Consider the following 18,166-nt stretch of genomic DNA (forward strand, 5'->3'; position numbering starts at 1 on the left):
ATGAGTACACCCATTGAGGATTACGCCCTCATCAGTGACCTCGAAACCGCCGCCATGGTCGGCAGGAACGGGTCCATCGACTGGTTGTGCCTGCCCCGATTCGATTCGCCCGCCTGTCTGGCCGCTCTGCTGGGCACGGAGGACAACGGATTCTGGCGGGTCTCTCCCGTCGCCCGCGGTCCCTGTACGCGCCGGGCGTACCGCCCGGACACGCTGGTACTGGAATCGCGGTGGGACTCCGTAACCGGGTCGGTGCGGGTCACGGATTTCATGCCGCCCCGTGCTCAGCTGCCGTGCATCGTCCGCGTGGTCGAAGGACTCTCTGGTTCCGTGACCATGCGCAGTGAACTGCGGCTGCGCTTCCACCAGGGCCGCGTCGTGCCGTGGATCCGAGTCACCGACCGCTGCACCGTCGCCATCGCCGGGCCGGACGCCGTCTGGCTGAACGCCGACGCTCCGGTGCGAGCACTCGACAGTCAAGACGGTGCGGACCCCGCGGTCCGCGACTCGACGGTCCTCGACTTCACCGTCCCGGCCGGCCGACGGCTGGCCCTGACCCTGGTGTGGTCGCCGTCGCATCTGCCTGAGCTGCCCGCACCGCTGTGCGTCCCGGCGGAGACGGCTCTGAAGCAGACCGGCGACTTCTGGCGGCGCTGGGCCGGCCAGTGCCGCTATGAGGGGCCATGGCGGGATGCCGTGGTGCGCTCCCTGATCACGCTGAAGGCGCTCACCTACGCACCCACAGGAGGCATCGTCGCGGCGCCGACGACCTCGCTCCCCGGATGCATCGGCGGCGAACGCAACTGGGACCACCGGTTCTGCTGGCTGCGCGATTCCACCCTGACCCTGTCCTGCCTGCTGCGCAGCGGCTACCGGGACGAGGCGACGGCATGGCTGGACTGGCTGGTGCGGGCCATCGCGGGAGACCCCGCCGATCTGCAGACCGTGTACGGCGTCGGAGGCCAGCGGCTCCTGCCGGAGACCGAGGCGCCATGGCTCACCGGCTACGAGGGGTCGCGGCCGGTCCGGTTCGGGAACTCCGCGGTGAGCCAGTTCCAGCTGGACGTGTACGGCGAAGTCCTGGACACGCTCCACCTGTCGCTGCGGGCGGGCATCCGCATGCCGGCGCACGTGTGGAGTCTGGTGGAGGCGATGATGGGCCACCTCCACCGGCACTGGCGTGAGCCGGATCAGGGGCTGTGGCAGGTCCGCGGGCCGCAGCGCCAGTTCGTGCATTCCAAGGTGATGGCGTGGGTGGCCGCCGACCGCGCCCTGCGGATGGGGGTGCTGCTCGGCAGGAACGGGTCATCGGGCGAGTGGCGGGCCATGCGGGACGAGGTGCACCGGCAGGTGTGCCGGGAAGGGTGGGACGTGGAGCAGCGGTCCTTCGTGCAGTCCTACGGCTCGTCGGCCCTTGACGCCGCGGCGCTGCTGATTCCCCGGCTCGGCTTCCTGCCGGCCTGGGACGAAAGAGTGCGCGGTACCGTCCGCGCGATGCGGGAGCTGGACCATGGCGGGTTTGTGCGGCGGTACGCGCCCGACAATCAAGGAGCGCACAACAGCCAGGGCGGGCACAGCGTGGACGGCATGCATGGTACTGAAGGCGCGTTCGTGGCGTGCTCCCTGTGGTACGCCGACGCCCTCGCCGCGACCGGCCATGTGGAACGGGCCCGGAAGGCCTTTGAAAGAGTTCTCGCCATCCGTAACGACGTCGGTCTGCTCTCGGAGCAGTGGGATCCGGACGCAGGCCGTCAACTGGGCAACGCGCCGCAGGCGTTCAGCCACATAGCTCTGGTGGAGACGGCGTTCGCCCTGTCATCGGCACCATCCCGGAGTCCCCGTGGTCCGCAGGCGTCGGGTCGGCGTTGATCCGGGTCTCAGCTCCTGTGCCGCAGGGCGAAGCGTTCCGAGAGCGCGGTCAACGTCTCGTTGAGCCGGTCGATGTCCTCGTCGGAGTTGAGCGCCGTGATCTGAATGCGGAAGCCGACACGGTCATGGGGGACGAGAGGGTAGGCCGCGAGCGTCACATAGATGCCGTGGTCCCACAGGAATCGGGCGACCGCTCCCAGCTCCGACGCGTTGACGAGGGGGATCTCGATGATCGGCAGCCCATGGACACTCGGCGTGTCCAGGCCGAGGCCATGGACGTGATCGAGCACCCGTACGGTCTTGCGGTGCAGATCGGCGCGGATCGCGTCCCCACGGCGGTCGTTGACCTCCAGACCGGCGAGCGTCGTGGCGAGGGAGGCAGTCGGCGAGGGGCCGGAGTACAGATAGGGGGCCGCGGCGATCTTCAGGTGGTTCTTGAGCCAGGAGGGCAGTGCGATGAAGGCCAGCATCGAGGAGTACGCCCTGGAGAAGCCGCCGACGAGCACGATGCCGTCGTAGGTCTCGCCCATGTGCCGGACCACGCCGTTGCCGCGGGATCCGTACGGGCACAGCTCGTCCGCCCTCCGCTCGCCGATGACGCCGAAACCGTGCGTGTCGTCTATGTACAGCGTCGCGTCCCGGTCCCGGCAGACGCCGACCAGTTCGGGCAGGTCGGGGATGTTCCCGCTCATGTTGTCGACGCCGTCCAGGCAGACGAGCCGGGACTTGCCGGACGGTACGGCGCGCAGCATATCGTCGAGCTGATCGGGCCGGTCGGCGTGGAAACGCTGCAACGTCGCGCCGTTGGCCTGGGCCGTCACGCATCCGTCATGCACGGTCCGGTGCGCCGTGGCCTCGACGAAAACGTATCCCTGGCCGGTGAGAACGGGGATCACCGAGGCGTGGATCAAGGTGGCGGTCGGCAGGAGCAGCGTGTCCGGCGCTCCGAGCAGCCCCGTGAGCTGCTCCTCGATCTCGGGGTAGAGCCGTGGGCTGCCGAGCAGCCGGGACCAGCTGGGGTGTGTTCCCCAGCGCCGGACGGTGGGCTCGATCGCGCCGATGATCTCGGGGCCCCAGTCGAAGCCCAGGTAGTTGCAGGAGGCGAAGTCGATCAGCCAGTGATCTCCGCTGCGGATGTGGCGGCCGTGCACTTCGTCCAGGACCGCGTCGCTCATGGGACTCGTCTGCCGCAGGTGCTCGAGGTCGCCCCAGCGTGGATCACGCCGTGTCCGTAGGGGTTCGGCGGAGGTGGGTTCGCGCGTGGTTGTGCGCTCCTGGTGCTCCTGGTGCTCCTGGTGCTCCTGGTGCTCCTGGTGCTCCTTGTCCGCGGCCGTCTCGTCGTCTGTGTCCGGCTCGCCTCTGCCGGACCGGGCTCGGCCCGGTGCCGCGCTCGGCCACATGCCGATGGGCCCCCGTGCCGCCGTGCCGCCGTCCCGCGGCGGTGGCTGGTCTCCGTTGCGCTGTCGCAGGACGACCTCGCTCTGCTCCACCGTCATCGGCCGTGCGAACAGATATCCCTGCCCGAACCGGCAGCCGATACCGGCCAGCAGCTCGCGCTGGGCCGGCTCCTCGATTCCCTCGGCGATCACCTGAAGGCCGAGCGTGTCGGCGAGGTGGACGATTCCCTCGACGAGCGCGACCTGTCGGGGGTCCCGCGTGATGTCGTCGATGAACGTCTTGTCGATCTTCAGTACGTCGATGGGGAATTCCCGGAGATGGCGCAGCGAGGAGAGTCCGGTGCCGAAGTCGTCGACGGCGATGCGTACGCCGAGATTCTTCAGTGCCCGTATGAGCGCGTCGAACTGGTCGTCCCGCTGCATGAGCACCGACTCGGTGAGCTCCAGCTGCAGCGAGCCCGGAGCCAGGCCCGGGGTGTCGAGCGCCTTGCCCACCTCGTCGAGAAAGCCCGCGTCCCGGAACTGGCGGCCGGACACGTTGACGCTGAGGTACAGCGGTGCCGACCGCTGGCTCTGGTGCTGCAGGCGGGCGATGTCGGACGCGGCGTTCTGCAGGACCCAGGCGCCCAGCAGCGTGATGTGTCCGGTCTCCTCGGCGAGGGAGATGAACTGCTGCGGGGGGACCAGACCGCGTCGGGTGTGCGCCCAGCGGGCCAGTGCCTCAAAACCGACGACCTCGCCCACGGTGATGTCCACGACCGGCTGGTATCGCAGGGCGAACTCCTCCTCGGCGATGGCGTGGTCCAGGTGCGCCTGCAGGTCGTGCCGCTCCACCATGCGGACATGGAACTGGTGCTGGAAGTGGCGCCACTGGCGCTTCCCGGCGGCCTTGGCCGCGTACAGGGCGAGATCGGCGTGGGCCAGCAGCTCCTCGGCGTCCGCGCTGTCCATCGCCGTGGCCACGCCCACGCTGGCGGAGACGCTCACCGAATCGTCGGACAGCTGGAAGGGCCGATTGAGGGTCTGTATCACCTGGGCGGCCAGCAACTCGGCATCGAGAGGCTTCTTCGCGTCCTCCATCAGCACCGCGAACTCGTCACCGCCCAGTCGCGCCGCGGTATCGGTGCGGCGCAGCGTCTCCGACAGGCGCTCTCCCACGGCGCCGAGGAGCCGGTCGCCGACCGAGTGGCCCAGGGTATCGTTGACGATCTTGAAGTCGTCCAGGTCGATGAAGAGCAGACAGGTGAGAGTCGACTCCCGGCGGCCGCGCAGCATCGCGCGCTCGGTCCGTTCCAGCAGCAGCGTCCGGTTGGGCAGGCCGGTCAGCGCATCGTGAAAGGCCCGCTGAGTGAGCTCGTGCTCCAGTTGCCGCTGTTCGGTCACGTCCCGCAGGGTGATGACAAGTCCGTTGACAGTCTTGTCGTGCCGCAGGTCGCGGCACCGCACCTCGACTTCGATGCGACCGCGGTCCCGTAGAACCCACCAGTGGTCGTGGGCCTCCTGCCGCCCGTTCTTCCGCATGGCCGCCAGCATCCGGGTCGCCCGGTAGCGATCCCGGGGATCCACCAGTTCCTGCAGCGCCCTACCGATCAGCTGGGCGCTGCCGAACACGGCTTCCGCGGAGGGACTGGCGTATCGGACGGTGGTGTCGTCGTCGACGATGAGGATGACGTCCGAGGCGTTGCGCACCAGTGTGCGGAAGTACGCCTCGCTCTCCTTCCGGGTGATCTCCTGCCGGAGCCCGATGCGTTCCGTCGCCAGCCCCGCGTGTGAGGCCAGGATCTCCAATGAGCCGCGCATCTCGGTGAGTTGCCGCTCGGGCCCCGCCGCCAGCAGCGCGCCCGGAAGCTCGCAGCCGGCCGGACGGTCGGGCTGGGTCATAGGGCATACCAGGGCAGTCGGCAGATCTCCGAGTTCGGTGGCCATGCGCGGCCCGAGCACCGTGACGGGGACCATGAGCGTGTGGTGGGGGGCGGCGCCGGCCGCCCCCGCCTCGGGGGCTCCACCGGTGTCCGTGACGGGCCCGTCGCCGGGTCCGTCACGGGACCGGGCCTGAAGCGCGTACAGGTCCTGGGCATGCTTGGCCGACAGCAGCATGGACCCGTGCCGGACTTTCGGACCGAACAGTGCGGTCACCGCCGTATGGCAGGCCTGCGCGATCTCCTGCGGTCTTTCCGCCGCCACCAGTGAAGCGGTCGCCATGTGCAGCGCCAGTTCACGCGCCACGGCCTTACGGTGGGCCACGATCATGCCCGCGAGACGGAAGATCACCAACAGGAACAGGGCACTGGAGAAGACGGCGAACACCGTCGTATCGGGGGCGGTGCCCAGCTGCCCCTCGTAGAGCAGGATCCCGGGCGCGATCAGGGTGGCGGCAGCGAGCAGCACGAGCCGTGGCCACGGCGGGCGCCGGGATTGCGGCTGGGACACGGACGCGGTGAGCGCCGCCATGGAGGGGTGCAGCGCCGCCAGCCCCCAGGCCGTGCAGCAGACGATGCGGCCGGAGTCCAGCAGCGTGTCGGCCTGCCATGCCCCGTTGAGCTGGACGATCCCGTAAGCGATGTCGAAACCGAGCAGCGTGACGGTGGCGAGGACGAGCAGCTGTACGGCGCGGTTGCCGCCGGAGACGGGGGTGTGGGCGAGCAGCCGGGCCAGCATCGCCAGCACCAGCACGTCGCCGAGCGGGTAGGCGATGCTGATCGCGCGCTGCTGCCAGGTCAGGCCCTCCAGCCGCGCGAGGGGCTGCACCAGATAGACCCAGACCGGCAGGGTGAGTCCGGCGGTGATGATCAGCGTGTCCAGCAGGCTGGGCAGGTCACGGTCCACCCAGCGGTACCGGACAAGACCGAACAGCCCCGCCGCCATGAGCGGGTACGCGGCGAGGCAGAACGCGTCCGCGGGAGAGAGGAACGGATGGGATACGTGGAAATACCCCGCGCGCGCGTTGTAGTGGGTACCGCCCGCGGCTAAGGCCGACAGGCCGGTGGCCAGTACCCACCAGGGCCAGCGGTGCGCGGGCCGGTGCATGTGCGCTCCGGTGAGGATGGCGGCGGCACCACCCAGCCCGATCGCGGCCGAGAGCGGCGCGCGTGTTTCCGGGGCGGTGATGTACAGGCTGGTGGCGGCCCCGACCAACGCGAGGTACACGGCCATCAGCCGGTGGGCCAGCAGCAACGCCAAGCGCCTCCCTGCGTTGTAGAACACCAGGTCGCGAACACGCGGCGCCGTGCGCCTTTCTCGATCGTAGGCATGACAGGCGCCGGGCTGCATCTCGTCACCGCGGTGGCGACGACCCCGGTCGGCGGAGCAGATGCCGAGGGGCCCAGGAGACCGCTGAAGATCTTGCTCCGGCCGCCCGACTCACCCCGGATTGCCGGTAAATGTCAATCGCCATCAACCAGGGCAAGCCAGGCGCATTTTCAAGATCTTCAGGACGCTAGCTAGGCCTTCGTGTTCGGCCGCCGAGCAGAGCCCGCATAGCCGTGGGGGTTGAGCTGCTGGAACCGCCAGGCGTCCCGGCACGTGTCGGCGAGGTCCCGGATGGGACGCCAGCCCCAGGCCCGCGCCACGGCGGTCGCGTCGGCGACGAGTTCGGCCACGTCGCCGGGGCGGCGGGCCGCGACCTCGTACGGAATGGGCCTGCCGCACGCCTCGGAGAACGCGGTGATGACGTCGAGGACCGAGCTGCCCTTTCCGACGCCCAGGTTGTACACACGCATGCCTGGTCCGTCGGCGAGATGGTCGAGCGCGACGCGGTGGGCCTCGACGGTGTCCATGACGTGGAGGTAGTCGCGGATCGCGGTCCCGTCGGGCGTGGGGTAGTCGGCGCCGAACACATGGACCCGCTTCCGTCGGCCGATGGCCACCTGGGCCACGTACGGCATCAGATTGTCGGGCGTGCCGTAGGGATCCTCGCCGAGCAGCCCGCTGGGGTGGGCGCCGGCCGGATTGAAGTACCGCAGACACAGCACGGTGTACTCGGGGCACCGCTGGCAGACGTCGGCGAGGATCTGTTCGCAGATCCATTTGGAGGCCGCGTATGGATTGGTGGGCCGGGCCGGGGTGGCCTCGTCCAGCGGTCCGGGTCCGGCGTCGCCGTAGATCGAGCAGGAGGAGGAGAACACGAGCTGGTGCACGCCGTGCTCGTGCATGGCCCGGAGCAGGGCGGTCGTGCCGCCGACGTTGGTGTCGTAGTACTCGACGGGCATCCGTGTCGACTCGCCCACTGCCTTGTGCGCGGCAAAGTGCACGACGGCGTCCACGGAGTGGCGGTCGAAGACGGCCGAGAGGGCGTGTCGATCACGGATGTCCAGCTCATAGACAGCACCGACGAAACGGCCGGCGATCCGTTCCACGCGGGTGAGGACCTGGGGAGTGCTGTTGGAGTAGTCGTCGACCACGATCACCTCGTAGCCGTGGTCGAGCAGTTCGACGCAGGCATGACTGCCGATGAAGCCGGCTCCGCCGGTGACGAGGACCGTGGACGGTGCACTCGTGGGCGTCACTCCCTCGTGCGCGCGGCGTCGGTCCGTGTTCACTGCACCTCACCAGCCCGGGGCGGCGGCGAATGCCGGGCGGAAGGCGTGATGGCCACGGCTGCCGGCAGCGACGACAGGACCAGGCGTAGGACGACGGACAGCCGTTCGAGGCGGCGCGCCAGCGGACCGGCGGTGATCCGGACAACGTCGAGGTCCGCGTTCCGCGCAAGCCGACGCTCCACCCCGGTATCTGCCGAATCCGGTTCCCTGCGCGTCATGACGCGTCGCTCCAGAGTGCGGTGAACGTCGTATGCTTACGACGTATATGTATGACTTTCCGCCTATTGCTCCCTGGCGTCAAGGGCTGTAGGTGTACTGGTCGAAACGTTCTGCCTGGAGCGGGGACACTCGTGCGGGGGCTCAGGAGCCGGCATATGCCGCGCAACCGTAATGCTCTGGTGTCAGGGGGAAAGCCCGGCCACACTGACCACGTGGACGCCCATCGAACTGGTGACCCCCCGATAGTCGACCCCGGCCTCTTCGGCCCCGGCTCGGTGACCTGGCAGGCGCACGGCGACCCCATGATGTGGATCGCCGGCGTCCGCGCGCTCTATCTCCAGGCGCTGCACCCGCGGGCGGTGCGCGGGGTCATGCAGAACTCGGACTTCCGCAAGGACGCCTGGGGCCGGCTCATGCGGACGGCCAACTTCGTCGGTACCACGACGTACGGCACCACGGAGGCCGCCGAGAAGGCGGGCGCCCGAGTCCGGAAGATCCACAGCATGCTCACGGCGGCCGACCCGGACACGGGGGAGCGGTACCGCGTCGACGAGCCCGAACTGCTGTTGTGGGTGCACTGCGCCGAGATCGACTCCTATCTGCAGGTCCTGCGCCGCTCCGGCTTCCCCCTCACGGAGACCGCCGCCGACCGGTACATCGGCGAACACCGGGCCGGCGCCCGCCTGGTGGGCCTCGGTCCCACCGAAGTGCCGGGCGACCAGGCGGAGTTGGCGGCCTACTTCGAGAAGATGCGGCCCGAGCTCGCCGCGGGAACCGAGGCCCGGGACGTGGACGACTTCCTGCGCAGACCGCCCACGCACCCGTTGCTCATACCGGCACGTGAAGCACTGTGGCGGCGCGTGGCGAACCTGGCGTACGCCTCCCTGCCGCCGTACGCCCATGAGTTGTACGGCAGACCGGCCCCGGCCCCGGCAGTCGTCACCCGGCGCCTGCGGCTCACCGGTATCCTGCTGCGCTCGGTTCCCGCCCGGCTGCGCTGGCAACTCCCGCCCAAACACATCCTGCGCGCCATGTCACGGCTCGGCCCCGGCTCGCGCCCGGCACCGTACAAAGTCAGCAGATAGGTCGCCATACTGGACCGGGTCGGGTCCCTGTCGTCGCCTTCCCGTCGCCCGTTCCTGAGGCAGACGGGAATGCGACGACAGGGACCCAGGGGGAGGGCGGGTCCGTATGGACGGGGGCATCGTTGGCGATGGCGGACACCAGGCTGATCCAGGGCCGGTACCGGTTGCTCGATCTGATCGGGCGCGGCGGCATGGGCGAGGTCTGGCGCGCGAGAGACGAGTCGCTGGGCCGGCTCGTCGCGGTCAAGTGCCTCAAGCCCATCAACACCCAGCCCGACCAGTCGTTCACCCGTGTCCTGCGGGAGAGGTTTCGGCGCGAGGCGCGCGTGGCGGCCGCTCTCCAGCACCGCGGTGTGACCGTCGTCCACGACTTCGGCGAGTCCGACGGAGTGCTCTTCCTCGTCATGGAGTTACTGGAAGGCCGCAACCTCAGCCAGCTCCTGGAGGACAACAAGCACCATCCGCTGCCCGTCGCCGACGTCGTCGAGATCGCCGACCAGGTGGCCGCCGCCCTCGCGTACACCCATCAACAGGGCATCGTGCACCGGGATTTGAAACCCGCGAACATCATGTGGCTCACGGACGGCACGGTGAAGATCTGCGACTTCGGCATAGCCCGCCTCGGCCGTGACGTCAGCTTCACCTCCCGCCTCACCGGCACCGGCATCGCGATGGGCACCCCGCACTACATGTCCCCGGAGCAGATCAGCGGCGGGGAGATCGACCAGCGCAGCGATCTGTACTCGTTCGGGTGCGTCCTCTACGAGATCGCCACCGGGGCACCGCCGTTCGACCTCGACGACGCCTGGGCGGTCCTCATGGGCCACCGTGACACCGCGCCACGGCCACCGCGCAGCCATCGGGAGGAGGTGCCCGAGTACCTCGACCGGATCATCCTGGACCTGCTTGCCAAGCAGCCCGAGGAACGGCCGTACGACGCCCGGGAGTTGGGCCGCCGCGTCGGCGAGGGTCGTACGGCGACCGGCGCGGCCCCGGCCCATGCGCGCACGGTCGTCCCGCCCTCTGTGGAGCCAGACGCCAAACCCGGTTCCCCCGGGGTACGGACACGCCCCGAGCGGCCGTCGCCGCGTGAGCCCCGGCTGCCCTCCTGGACCCGTGGCATGACCACTGGCCACAAGGCCGCCGGAACCGGACTCGGCAGCCTCGCCCCACCGGACGCCTCGGCCGGTCTCACCGGAGAGTGGATCGCCCGCCCCGTCACCGGCCCCGCCGAAGATCCCGTACGCGCCGAACGGCCCACCCCTTCACCGGAGTTGATCAGGACCCTGGCCGGGCGGCACAACGCGGGCTTGAGCCTTGGACGTCTCGGCCGCTGGACGGAGGCCGGTGAGGTGCACCGGGCGGTCGCCGTCGAGCGTGAGCACGCCCTCGGCCCCGAGCACCCCGACACCCTCGCCAGCCGCTTCGAGGTCGGCTTCACCCTCAGCCGTACCAGCCGCCCCGCCGACGCGCTGCGCGAGTTCGCCCACGTCGCCCGCATCCGGGAGCGTGTCCTCGGCCCCGAGCACCCCGGCACGCTCGCCGCACGGCAGGAAATGGCGTACGTACTGGGCCAGCTGGGCCGCCACTTCGAGGCCCATCAGGCGTACACGTCCGTCCTCGCCGCCCGCGAACGCATCGCGGGCCCCGACCACCCGGACACCCTGCGCTGCCGCCACAACCTCGCCTTCAACCTCAGCAGGCTCGGGCGCCTGGAGGACTCGTACCGGATGGCGAGCGAGGTCGCCGCCGCCCGCGCCCGCGTCCTCGGCGCGAACCACCCCGACACCCTCGTCACCCGCTACGAAGTCGCCTACGCCCTCGGCCAGCTGGGCCGCTGGCCCGAGGCGCTGCAGACCTACCAGGAAGTCGCCGAGGCCCGCGCCCAGGCCCTCGGCCCCGACCACCCCGACACCCTCGCCGCCCGCTACGAGGTCGGGATCAGCCTCGGCCGCCTCGGCCGCAGCAGCGACGCCCTGACCCTCTACCGCGCCCTTGTCGACGACCGCACCCGCGTCCACGGGCCCACCCACCCCGAGACGCTGCGCGCCCGCCACGGCCTCGGCGTCAACCTCGGCCGCCTCGGCCGCTGGGAGGAGGCCCTCACCGAGTCCCGCGACGTGTGCGCCCTCAGGGAGCGCGCCCTGGGCCCGGACCACCCCGACACCCTCGTCAGCCGCCGCGAGGTCGCCGTCGGTCTCGGCTGGCTCGGCCGCTGGGCCGACGCCCTCACCGAGTACCGGCGGGTGGCCGACGCCCGCGAACGCGTCCTCGGCGCCGATCACCCCGACGCCATGGCCAGCCGCAACGACGAGGCTCACTGCCTGGAACAGCTCGGCCGCGGCCCGGAGGCGGTGGAGCTGTACCGGAGAGTGGCGGCGCTACGCCAGCGGCGGGCCACCCGAGGCCACTGAGAGCGAAAGCCGACCCGGGGCGTTGATCCACCTGGCACGCACCCCTGGCCGACCTCGATTATCGCGTGTTACGCAAGAGCCATGCCTGCCACCCCCGCACCCGTCCCCACCCCCGCGGCACAGCCCGGCCGCCCCGCACGCCGGTCGCGCGACTCGTACGACGCCGTGATCGTCGGCGGCGGCCACAACGGCCTCGTCGCCGCCGCCTACCTCGCCCGGGCCGGGCGCTCCGTGCTGGTCCTGGAGCGGCTGGGCCACACCGGCGGCGCCGCCGTGTCCACCCGGCCGTTCGCCGGCGTCGACGCCCGACTGTCCCGTTACTCGTACCTGGTCAGCCTGCTGCCCCGGAAGATCGTGCGGGATCTGGACCTCGACTTCCGCGTCCGAGGCCGCACGATCTCCTCGTACACCCCCGTCGAACGCGACGGACGGCCGACCGGCCTCCTTGTCGGCGGCGGCGAGCGGCGCACCCGGGAGGCGTTCGCACGACTGACCGGTTCGGATCGCGAGTACGAGGCCTGGCAGCGCTTCTACGGGATGACCGGCCATGTCGCCGAACGGGTGTTCCCGACGCTCACCGAGCCCCTGCCCACCCGGGACGAACTGCGCCGGCGGATCGACGACGAGGCGGCCTGGCGGACCCTCTTCGAGGAGCCGATCGGCGCGGCCGTCGAGTCGACCTTCACCGACGACCTGGTACGCGGAGTCGTCCTCACCGACGCCCTGATCGGCACCTTCGCGGACGCCCACGACCCCTCCCTCCGGCAGAACCGCTGCTTCCTGTACCACGTGATCGGCGGCGGCACCGGAGCCTGGGACGTACCCGTCGGCGGGATGGGCGCCCTCACGGACGCGCTCGCCAGGGCCGCACGCGACGCCGGCGCGGTGATCGCCACCGGCCACGAGGTGCGGAGGATCGCCACCGACGGACGGTCCGCCGAGGTCACCTACCGCACGACGGACATGGAGGGCGCGGTCGCCGCCCGGCATGTGCTGGTCAACGCCTCGCCCCAGGAGCTGGCGGCCCTGATGGGCGACGAGCCGCCCGCCCCCGCCGAGGGCGCACAGCTGAAGGTGAACATGCTGCTCACCCGGCTCCCGAGGCTCCGTGACGAGTCCGTCGACCCGCACGAGGCCTTCTCCGGGACGTTCCACATCGCCGAGGGATACGACCAACTGGCCGCCTCCTACGCCCAGGCCGCCGCCGGCGCGCTCCCCGACGCACCGCCCTCCGAGATCTACTGCCACTCCCTCACCGACCCGACCATCCTCGGCCCCGACCTGGTCGACCAGGGCTACCAGACGCTCACCCTGTTCGGCCTGCACACCCCCGCGCGGCTCTTCGAGGCCGACAACGACGCCGTACGCGAGGAACTCCTGAAGGCGACCCTCGCCCAACTGGACGCCCATCTCGCCGAGCCCCTCACCGGCTGCCTGGCCACCGACGCCGAGGGCCGCCCCTGCATCGAGGCCAAGACCCCCCTCGACCTCGAACGCGATCTCGGCCTCCCCGGCGGCAACATCTTCCACCGCGACCTCGCCTGGCCGTACGCCCAGGAGGGCACCGGCCGCTGGGGCGTCGAGACCCGCCACGCGAACGTCCTGCTGTGCGGTGCGGGCGCGGTCCGCGGCGGCGGGGTGAGCGGCGTACCCGGCCACAACGCGGCGATGGCGGTACTGGGAGGCCTGGGACATTCGTCCTGAGCCGGCCGTCGAGGGAGGCTCGTATGGCCGAGCTCAGCCCCACCGACCTGCAGAAGGCACTCAAAGGCATGGAGTACCCGACGGACAAGAAGCACCTCGTCGAGCGTGCCCGCGAGAACCACGCCGATGACAAGGTCGTGAGCCGCCTCAACGGGCTCAAGAGGGACCGCTTCGACGGCCCGAACGAGGTCCAGAAGGCCGTGTTCAACGAGTAGCGGCCCCCCACGACCAGGAACGGACCAGGACCGCGTCGGTCATGTGGCCGACGCGGTCCAGCCCACCGCGTCGATGCGTCCGGCGTCCGCCGGGCGCTTGTCGTCGAAGAGGACACCGCCCCCCATCTCGACCCGCAGCCCGTCGACGTACGCGCCCCGGCCCACGTACAGCCGGTCGGTCGCGTAGCGCCAGCGCACGACGGTCCCGGCCGCCCGGGGCAGCCGTGCGGTGAGCCGGTGCCAGACCCGGTCCGACCAGCCGGTGACCGTGCCGGCCGGATGGTGCCGGGGGTCCTCACCCGCACGTACGGTCGTGAACGGGACCGGCTGCCAGGAGGCGCTGTCGTCCGTGGATGTCTCCAGGAAGAGGGCGTCGGCCCGGGGCTCGGTGTCCCACCACAGGGCGCAGCGCAGCCGAGGGCCGTCGCCGACCGTGTCGAGCGACGGCAGGGCGAGCGTGGCCGTCGTGGCGGTCGCCATGCCGGAGAACCAGGCCGTGCGGCTTCGGGCGGGGCGTACGGGGACGGCCCGGGCGAGATTGTTCGCGGCGGTGACCCGGGGCGCCGACCCGGACCGCCAACTGCGCACTGGATGCACGGAGTTGCCGAGCACGACGAGGAAGGAGTCGGTCGTCGGGTCGAGGACGAGCGAGGTGCCGGTGAAGCCGGTGTGACCGGCGGTGCGCGGCGTGGCCATCGCGCCCATGTACCAGTGCTGGTAGAGCTCGAAGCCCAGCCCGTGCTCGTCGCCGGGGAACGCGGTGTTGAAGTCGGTGAACATCAGCTCCACCGACTCGGGCTCCAGGATGCGGGCCCTGCCGTACGCGCCGCCGTTGAGCAGCGTCCGCCCGAGGACGGCCAGATCCCACGCCGAGGAGAAGACCCCGGCGTGCCCCGCGACCCCGCCGAGCGAGAAGGCGTTCTCGTCGTGCACCTCCCCCCACACCAGCCCCCGATCGAGCCCCGACCAGGGCGCGCGGGCGTCCTCGGTCGCCGCGATCCGCGACTTCCACGAGGCCGGCGGATTGAACCGAGTGCGGTGCATCCCGAGTGGAGCAGTGATCTCGTTTCGGAGCAGCCGATCCAATCCGAGACCGGTGATCTCCTCAAGCACCAGCTGCAACGAGATCAGATTCAGATCCGAGTACAGATACTTCGTCCCCGGCGGATTCAGCGGCACCTCGTCCCAGATGAGCCGCAACTTCCCTTCGTGCGTCGGCTCCTTGTACAGCGGGATCCAGGCGCGGAATCCCGAGGTGTGGGTGAGGAGCTGACGAACGGTGATGTCCTGCTTGCCCGCGCCCCCGAACTCCGGCAGATACGCGCTGACCTTCCCCTCGAGCTCCAACGCCCCCCGCTCGATCTGCTGCACGGCAAGAATCGAGGTGAACAGCTTCGACACCGAGGCCAGATCGAACACGGTGTCCTCGGCCATGGGGATCTGTTGCTCCGCCGGGAACTGCACCCCTGCATCCGCCTTCTCGTCGTACGCCGAGTACCGGACGGCCATCCCGATCGGCTGGTGCAACGCGACGGTCCCGCCCCGCCCGGCGAGCAATACGGCACCGGCGTACCAGGGGTGCGTGGGGGAGGGCCCGAGAAAGGCTTCGGCGTCGGCGACGAGCCGGTCCAGATGCTCGGCGAGTAGCCCGGCCCGCTCGGGAGAACCATGACGCAGGGTCGGGCGACCACCTCCGACGGAGGAAGCGGCGACCGGCCCGGCGGGAAAGGGCAGCACAGCGAGCCCACCACCGACCGCCAACACGCGCCTGCCAAGCTGACGACGACTCATCCCAGCCGTCGAACCCCCGGCACCTTCGCTCACAACGAGACCTCCCTTCGCGCCACATGCGACCCAGACCAAGCATTGCGCCCCCCAAGGGGCGCGGGGAACTGCGCGACAAGCCACAACGAACCCGCACCCGCCAACGAACCCATCACCCCTCCCCATTGGGCGACCCGAAACGAAATCTGACGAGGCATCAGAAAACCCTTCCATCGTCCGGAGGACTGAGGCATCCTGCGCACCATGCAGACGCAGCTGAGCAACGACCTGGGCGTCGAGCACGCCGTCTTCGGTTTCACGCCGTTCCCCGCCGTCGCCGCGGCCATCAGCCGGGCCGGCGGCTTCGGGGTGCTCGGCGCGGTCCGCTATACGGCCCCCGACGACCTCAAACGCGACCTGGACTGGATCGAGGCCCACGTCGACGGCAAGCCGTACGGTCTGGACGTCGTCATGCCGGCCAAGAAGGTCGAGGGCGTGACGGAGGCCGACGTGGAGGCGATGATCCCCGAGGGGCACCGGCAGTTCGTCAAGGACACCCTCGCCAAACACGGCGTGCCCGAACTCGCCGAGGGCGAGGCCTCCGGCTGGCGGATCACCGGCTGGATGGAACAGGTCGCCCGCACCCAACTCGACGTCGCCTTCGACTACCCGATCAAGCTGCTCGCCAACGCCCTCGGCTCCCCACCCGCCGACGTCATCGACCGCGCCCACGAACAGGACGTGCTCGTAGCGGCCCTCGCGGGCAGCGCCCGGCACGCCCGCAAGCACGCCGACGCGGGCATCGACATCGTCGTCGCCCAGGGGTACGAGGCCGGCGGCCACACCGGAGAGATCGCCTCGATGGTGCTGACGCCCGAAGTCGTCGAAGCCGTCGACCCGTTGCCCGTGCTCGCCGCCGGCGGCATCGGCAGCGGACAGCAGGTGGCCGCCGCCTTCGCCCTCGGCGCCCAGGGTGTCTGGCTCGGCTCGCTGTGGCTGACCACCACCGAGGCCGAACTGCCCTCACCGAAACTCATCGAGAAGCTGCTCGCCGCCGGCTCCGGCGACACCGTCCGCTCCCGCGCCCTCACCGGCAAACCCGCACGCCAGCTCCGTACCGAATGGACCGACGCCTGGGACGACCCGCAGGGCCCCGGCGCGCTCCCCATGCCCCTCCAGGGCCTGCTCGTCGCGGAGGCGGTCTCCCGCATCCAGAAGTACGAGGTGGAGCCGCTGCTCGGCACGCCGGTCGGGCAGATCGTCGGCCGGATGAACAGCGAACGCAGCGTCCAGGCCGTCTTCGACGACCTCACCCGCGGCTTCGAGAAGGCCGTGGACCGCGTCAACCGGATCGCCGGAAGGAGCGAGGAACAGTGAGCCAAGCCCCTCAGCGGCAAGCCCCCCAAGCGCAGGCCCCGCAAGGGTTCTGGGCCCAGGCCACCGCCGACCCCGACCGTACGGTGCTCGTCGCGCCCGACGGCGAGGAGTGGACCGCCGGGCGCCTGCACGCCGAGGCCAACCGGCTGGTGCACGGACTGCGCGCGGCCGGACTCGAACGCGGCGACGCCTTCGCGGTCGTCCTGCCGAACGGCGTGGAGTTCTTCACGGCGCACCTGGCCGCCACCCAGGCCGGCCTCTACCTCGTGCCCGTCAACCACCACCTCGTGGGCCCCGAGATCGCCTGGATCGTCTCGGACTCGGGCGCCAAGGTGCTGATCGCGCACGAGCGGTTCGCCGAGGCCGCCCGGCACGCCGCCGACGAGGCGAAGCTGCCCGCGACCCACCGGTACGCGGTCGGCGCGGTCGACGGCTTCCGCCCGTACGCCGAACTCCTCGCCGGACAGCCCGAGTCGGCGCCCGAGGACCGCACCCTCGGCTGGGTCATGAACTACACCTCGGGCACCACCGGCCGCCCCCGGGGCATCCGCCGCCCGCTGCCCGGCAAGCTTCCCGAGGAGTCCTACCTCGGCGGCTTCCTCGGCATCTTCGGCATCAAGCCGTACGACGACAATGTGCACCTGGTGTGCTCGCCGCTGTATCACACGGCGGTGCTGCAGTTCGCGGCCGCGTCCCTGCACATCGGGCACAAGCTCGTCCTGATGGACAAGTGGACGCCCGAGGAGATGCTCCGTCTCATCGACACCCGCCGCTGCACCCACACCCATATGGTCCCCACGCAGTTCCACCGGCTGCTGGCGCTCCCCGAGGACGTACGCGCCCGCTACGACGTGTCGTCCATGCGGCACGCCATCCATGGCGCCGCCCCCTGCCCGGACCATGTGAAACGGGCCATGATCGAGTGGTGGGGCAACAGCGTCGAGGAGTACTACGCGGCCAGCGAGGGCGGCGGCGCCTTCGCCACCGCCGAGGACTGGCTGAAGAAGCCCGGCACGGTCGGCAAGGCCTGGCCCATCAGCGAACTCGCCGTCTTCGATGACGACGGCAGCCGGCTGCCGCCCGGTGAACTCGGCACCGTGTACCTGAAGATGAGCACCGGCGGCTTCTCGTACCACAAGGACGAGGGCAAGACGAAGAAGAACCGCATCGGCGACTTCTTCACCGTCGGCGACCTCGGCTATCTCGACGAGGACGGCTACCTCTTCCTCCGCGACCGCAAGATCGACCTCATCATCTCCGGCGGGGTCAACATCTACCCGGCCGAGATCGAGGCCGCCCTCCTCACCCACCCCGCTGTCGCCGATGCCGCAGCCTTCGGCATCCCGCACGACGACTGGGGCGAGGAGGTCAAGGCCGTGGTCGAACCGGCCCCCGGATTCACGCCGGGTCCGGCGCTGGCCGAGGAGATCCTCGCCCACTGCGCCCGCGAACTCGCCGGGTACAAACGCCCGAAGAGCGTCGACTTCACCGAGGCGATGCCCCGCGACCCGAACGGCAAGCTCTACAAGCGGAGGCTGCGCGAACCGTACTGGGAAGGCCGGCAGCAGAGCGTGTGACGACCGG

The 18,166-nt window shown here is 70.4% G+C and carries 11 protein-coding genes; 7 read left to right on the forward strand and 4 right to left on the reverse strand.

Annotated elements, in window-relative coordinates; all coding sequences use genetic code 11:
- Nucleotides 1–1,869 carry a glycoside hydrolase family 15 protein gene (locus CES90_RS29695; RefSeq protein WP_189786917.1) on the forward strand — a complete coding sequence of 623 codons (1,869 nt, stop codon included), beginning with the start codon at nucleotides 1–3 and terminating at the stop codon, nucleotides 1,867–1,869.
- A gap of 8 nt (nucleotides 1,870–1,877) precedes the next feature.
- Here the strand turns inward: CES90_RS29695 and CES90_RS29705 are convergent, their stop codons facing one another.
- From CES90_RS29705 to CES90_RS29715, 3 genes are all read right to left on the reverse strand, one after another.
- The gene (locus CES90_RS29705) at nucleotides 1,878–6,419 is read right to left on the reverse strand and encodes an aminotransferase class I/II-fold pyridoxal phosphate-dependent enzyme (RefSeq protein ID WP_189786952.1); all 4,542 of its coding nucleotides are present in this window, start codon (nucleotides 6,417–6,419) and stop codon (nucleotides 1,878–1,880) included.
- A 287-nt stretch (nucleotides 6,420–6,706) separates the two neighbouring features.
- Nucleotides 6,707–7,804, reverse strand: coding sequence for a UDP-glucose 4-epimerase GalE (galE, locus tag CES90_RS29710; protein WP_229914292.1), 1,098 nt, complete (start codon nucleotides 7,802–7,804; stop codon nucleotides 6,707–6,709).
- Nucleotides 7,801–8,022 (reverse strand): hypothetical protein, encoded by a 222-nt coding sequence (locus CES90_RS29715; protein WP_189786918.1) that lies wholly within the window; start codon nucleotides 8,020–8,022, stop codon nucleotides 7,801–7,803. The genes galE and CES90_RS29715 overlap by 4 nt, the downstream gene beginning before the upstream one ends.
- 213 nt (nucleotides 8,023–8,235) lie before the next feature.
- On the opposite strand from CES90_RS29715, the gene CES90_RS29720 reads away from it, so the two are divergent.
- From CES90_RS29720 to CES90_RS29735, 4 genes are all read left to right on the forward strand, one after another.
- Nucleotides 8,236–9,108 (forward strand): oxygenase MpaB family protein, encoded by an 873-nt coding sequence (locus CES90_RS29720; RefSeq protein WP_229914293.1) that lies wholly within the window; start codon nucleotides 8,236–8,238, stop codon nucleotides 9,106–9,108.
- 128 nt (nucleotides 9,109–9,236) lie between these two features.
- Nucleotides 9,237–11,522 (forward strand): serine/threonine-protein kinase, encoded by a 2,286-nt coding sequence (locus CES90_RS29725; RefSeq protein ID WP_189786920.1) that lies wholly within the window; start codon nucleotides 9,237–9,239, stop codon nucleotides 11,520–11,522.
- Between the two features lie 81 nt (nucleotides 11,523–11,603).
- On the forward strand, nucleotides 11,604–13,226 hold the full coding sequence (locus CES90_RS29730) for a phytoene desaturase family protein (RefSeq protein WP_229914294.1): 1,623 nt from the start codon (nucleotides 11,604–11,606) through the stop codon (nucleotides 13,224–13,226).
- 23 nt (nucleotides 13,227–13,249) lie between these two features.
- Nucleotides 13,250–13,441: a DUF2795 domain-containing protein gene (locus CES90_RS29735; RefSeq protein ID WP_189786921.1), complete on the forward strand. Its 192-nt coding sequence runs from the start codon at nucleotides 13,250–13,252 to the stop codon at nucleotides 13,439–13,441.
- 39 nt (nucleotides 13,442–13,480) lie between these two features.
- Here CES90_RS29735 and CES90_RS29740 read toward each other — a convergent pair whose 3' ends face one another.
- A complete protein-coding gene (locus CES90_RS29740) occupies nucleotides 13,481–15,232 on the reverse strand; it encodes a serine hydrolase domain-containing protein (RefSeq protein ID WP_189786922.1) in 1,752 nt (583 codons plus the stop codon).
- A gap of 237 nt (nucleotides 15,233–15,469) precedes the next feature.
- Here CES90_RS29740 and CES90_RS29745 point away from each other — a divergent pair, with 237 nt between their 5' ends.
- Both CES90_RS29745 and CES90_RS29750 read left to right on the forward strand, forming a co-directional pair.
- On the forward strand, nucleotides 15,470–16,582 hold the full coding sequence (locus CES90_RS29745; protein WP_189786923.1) for an NAD(P)H-dependent flavin oxidoreductase: 1,113 nt from the start codon (nucleotides 15,470–15,472) through the stop codon (nucleotides 16,580–16,582).
- Nucleotides 16,579–18,159, forward strand: a complete 1,581-nt coding sequence (locus CES90_RS29750) for an acyl-CoA synthetase (protein ID WP_189786924.1) — start codon at nucleotides 16,579–16,581, stop codon at nucleotides 18,157–18,159. The genes CES90_RS29745 and CES90_RS29750 overlap by 4 nt, the downstream gene beginning before the upstream one ends.
- The last annotated feature ends 7 nt before the right edge of the window (nucleotides 18,160–18,166 follow it).

The sequence above is a fragment of the Streptomyces capitiformicae genome, assembly GCF_002214185.1.
Classification (GTDB): domain Bacteria; phylum Actinomycetota; class Actinomycetes; order Streptomycetales; family Streptomycetaceae; genus Streptomyces; species Streptomyces capitiformicae.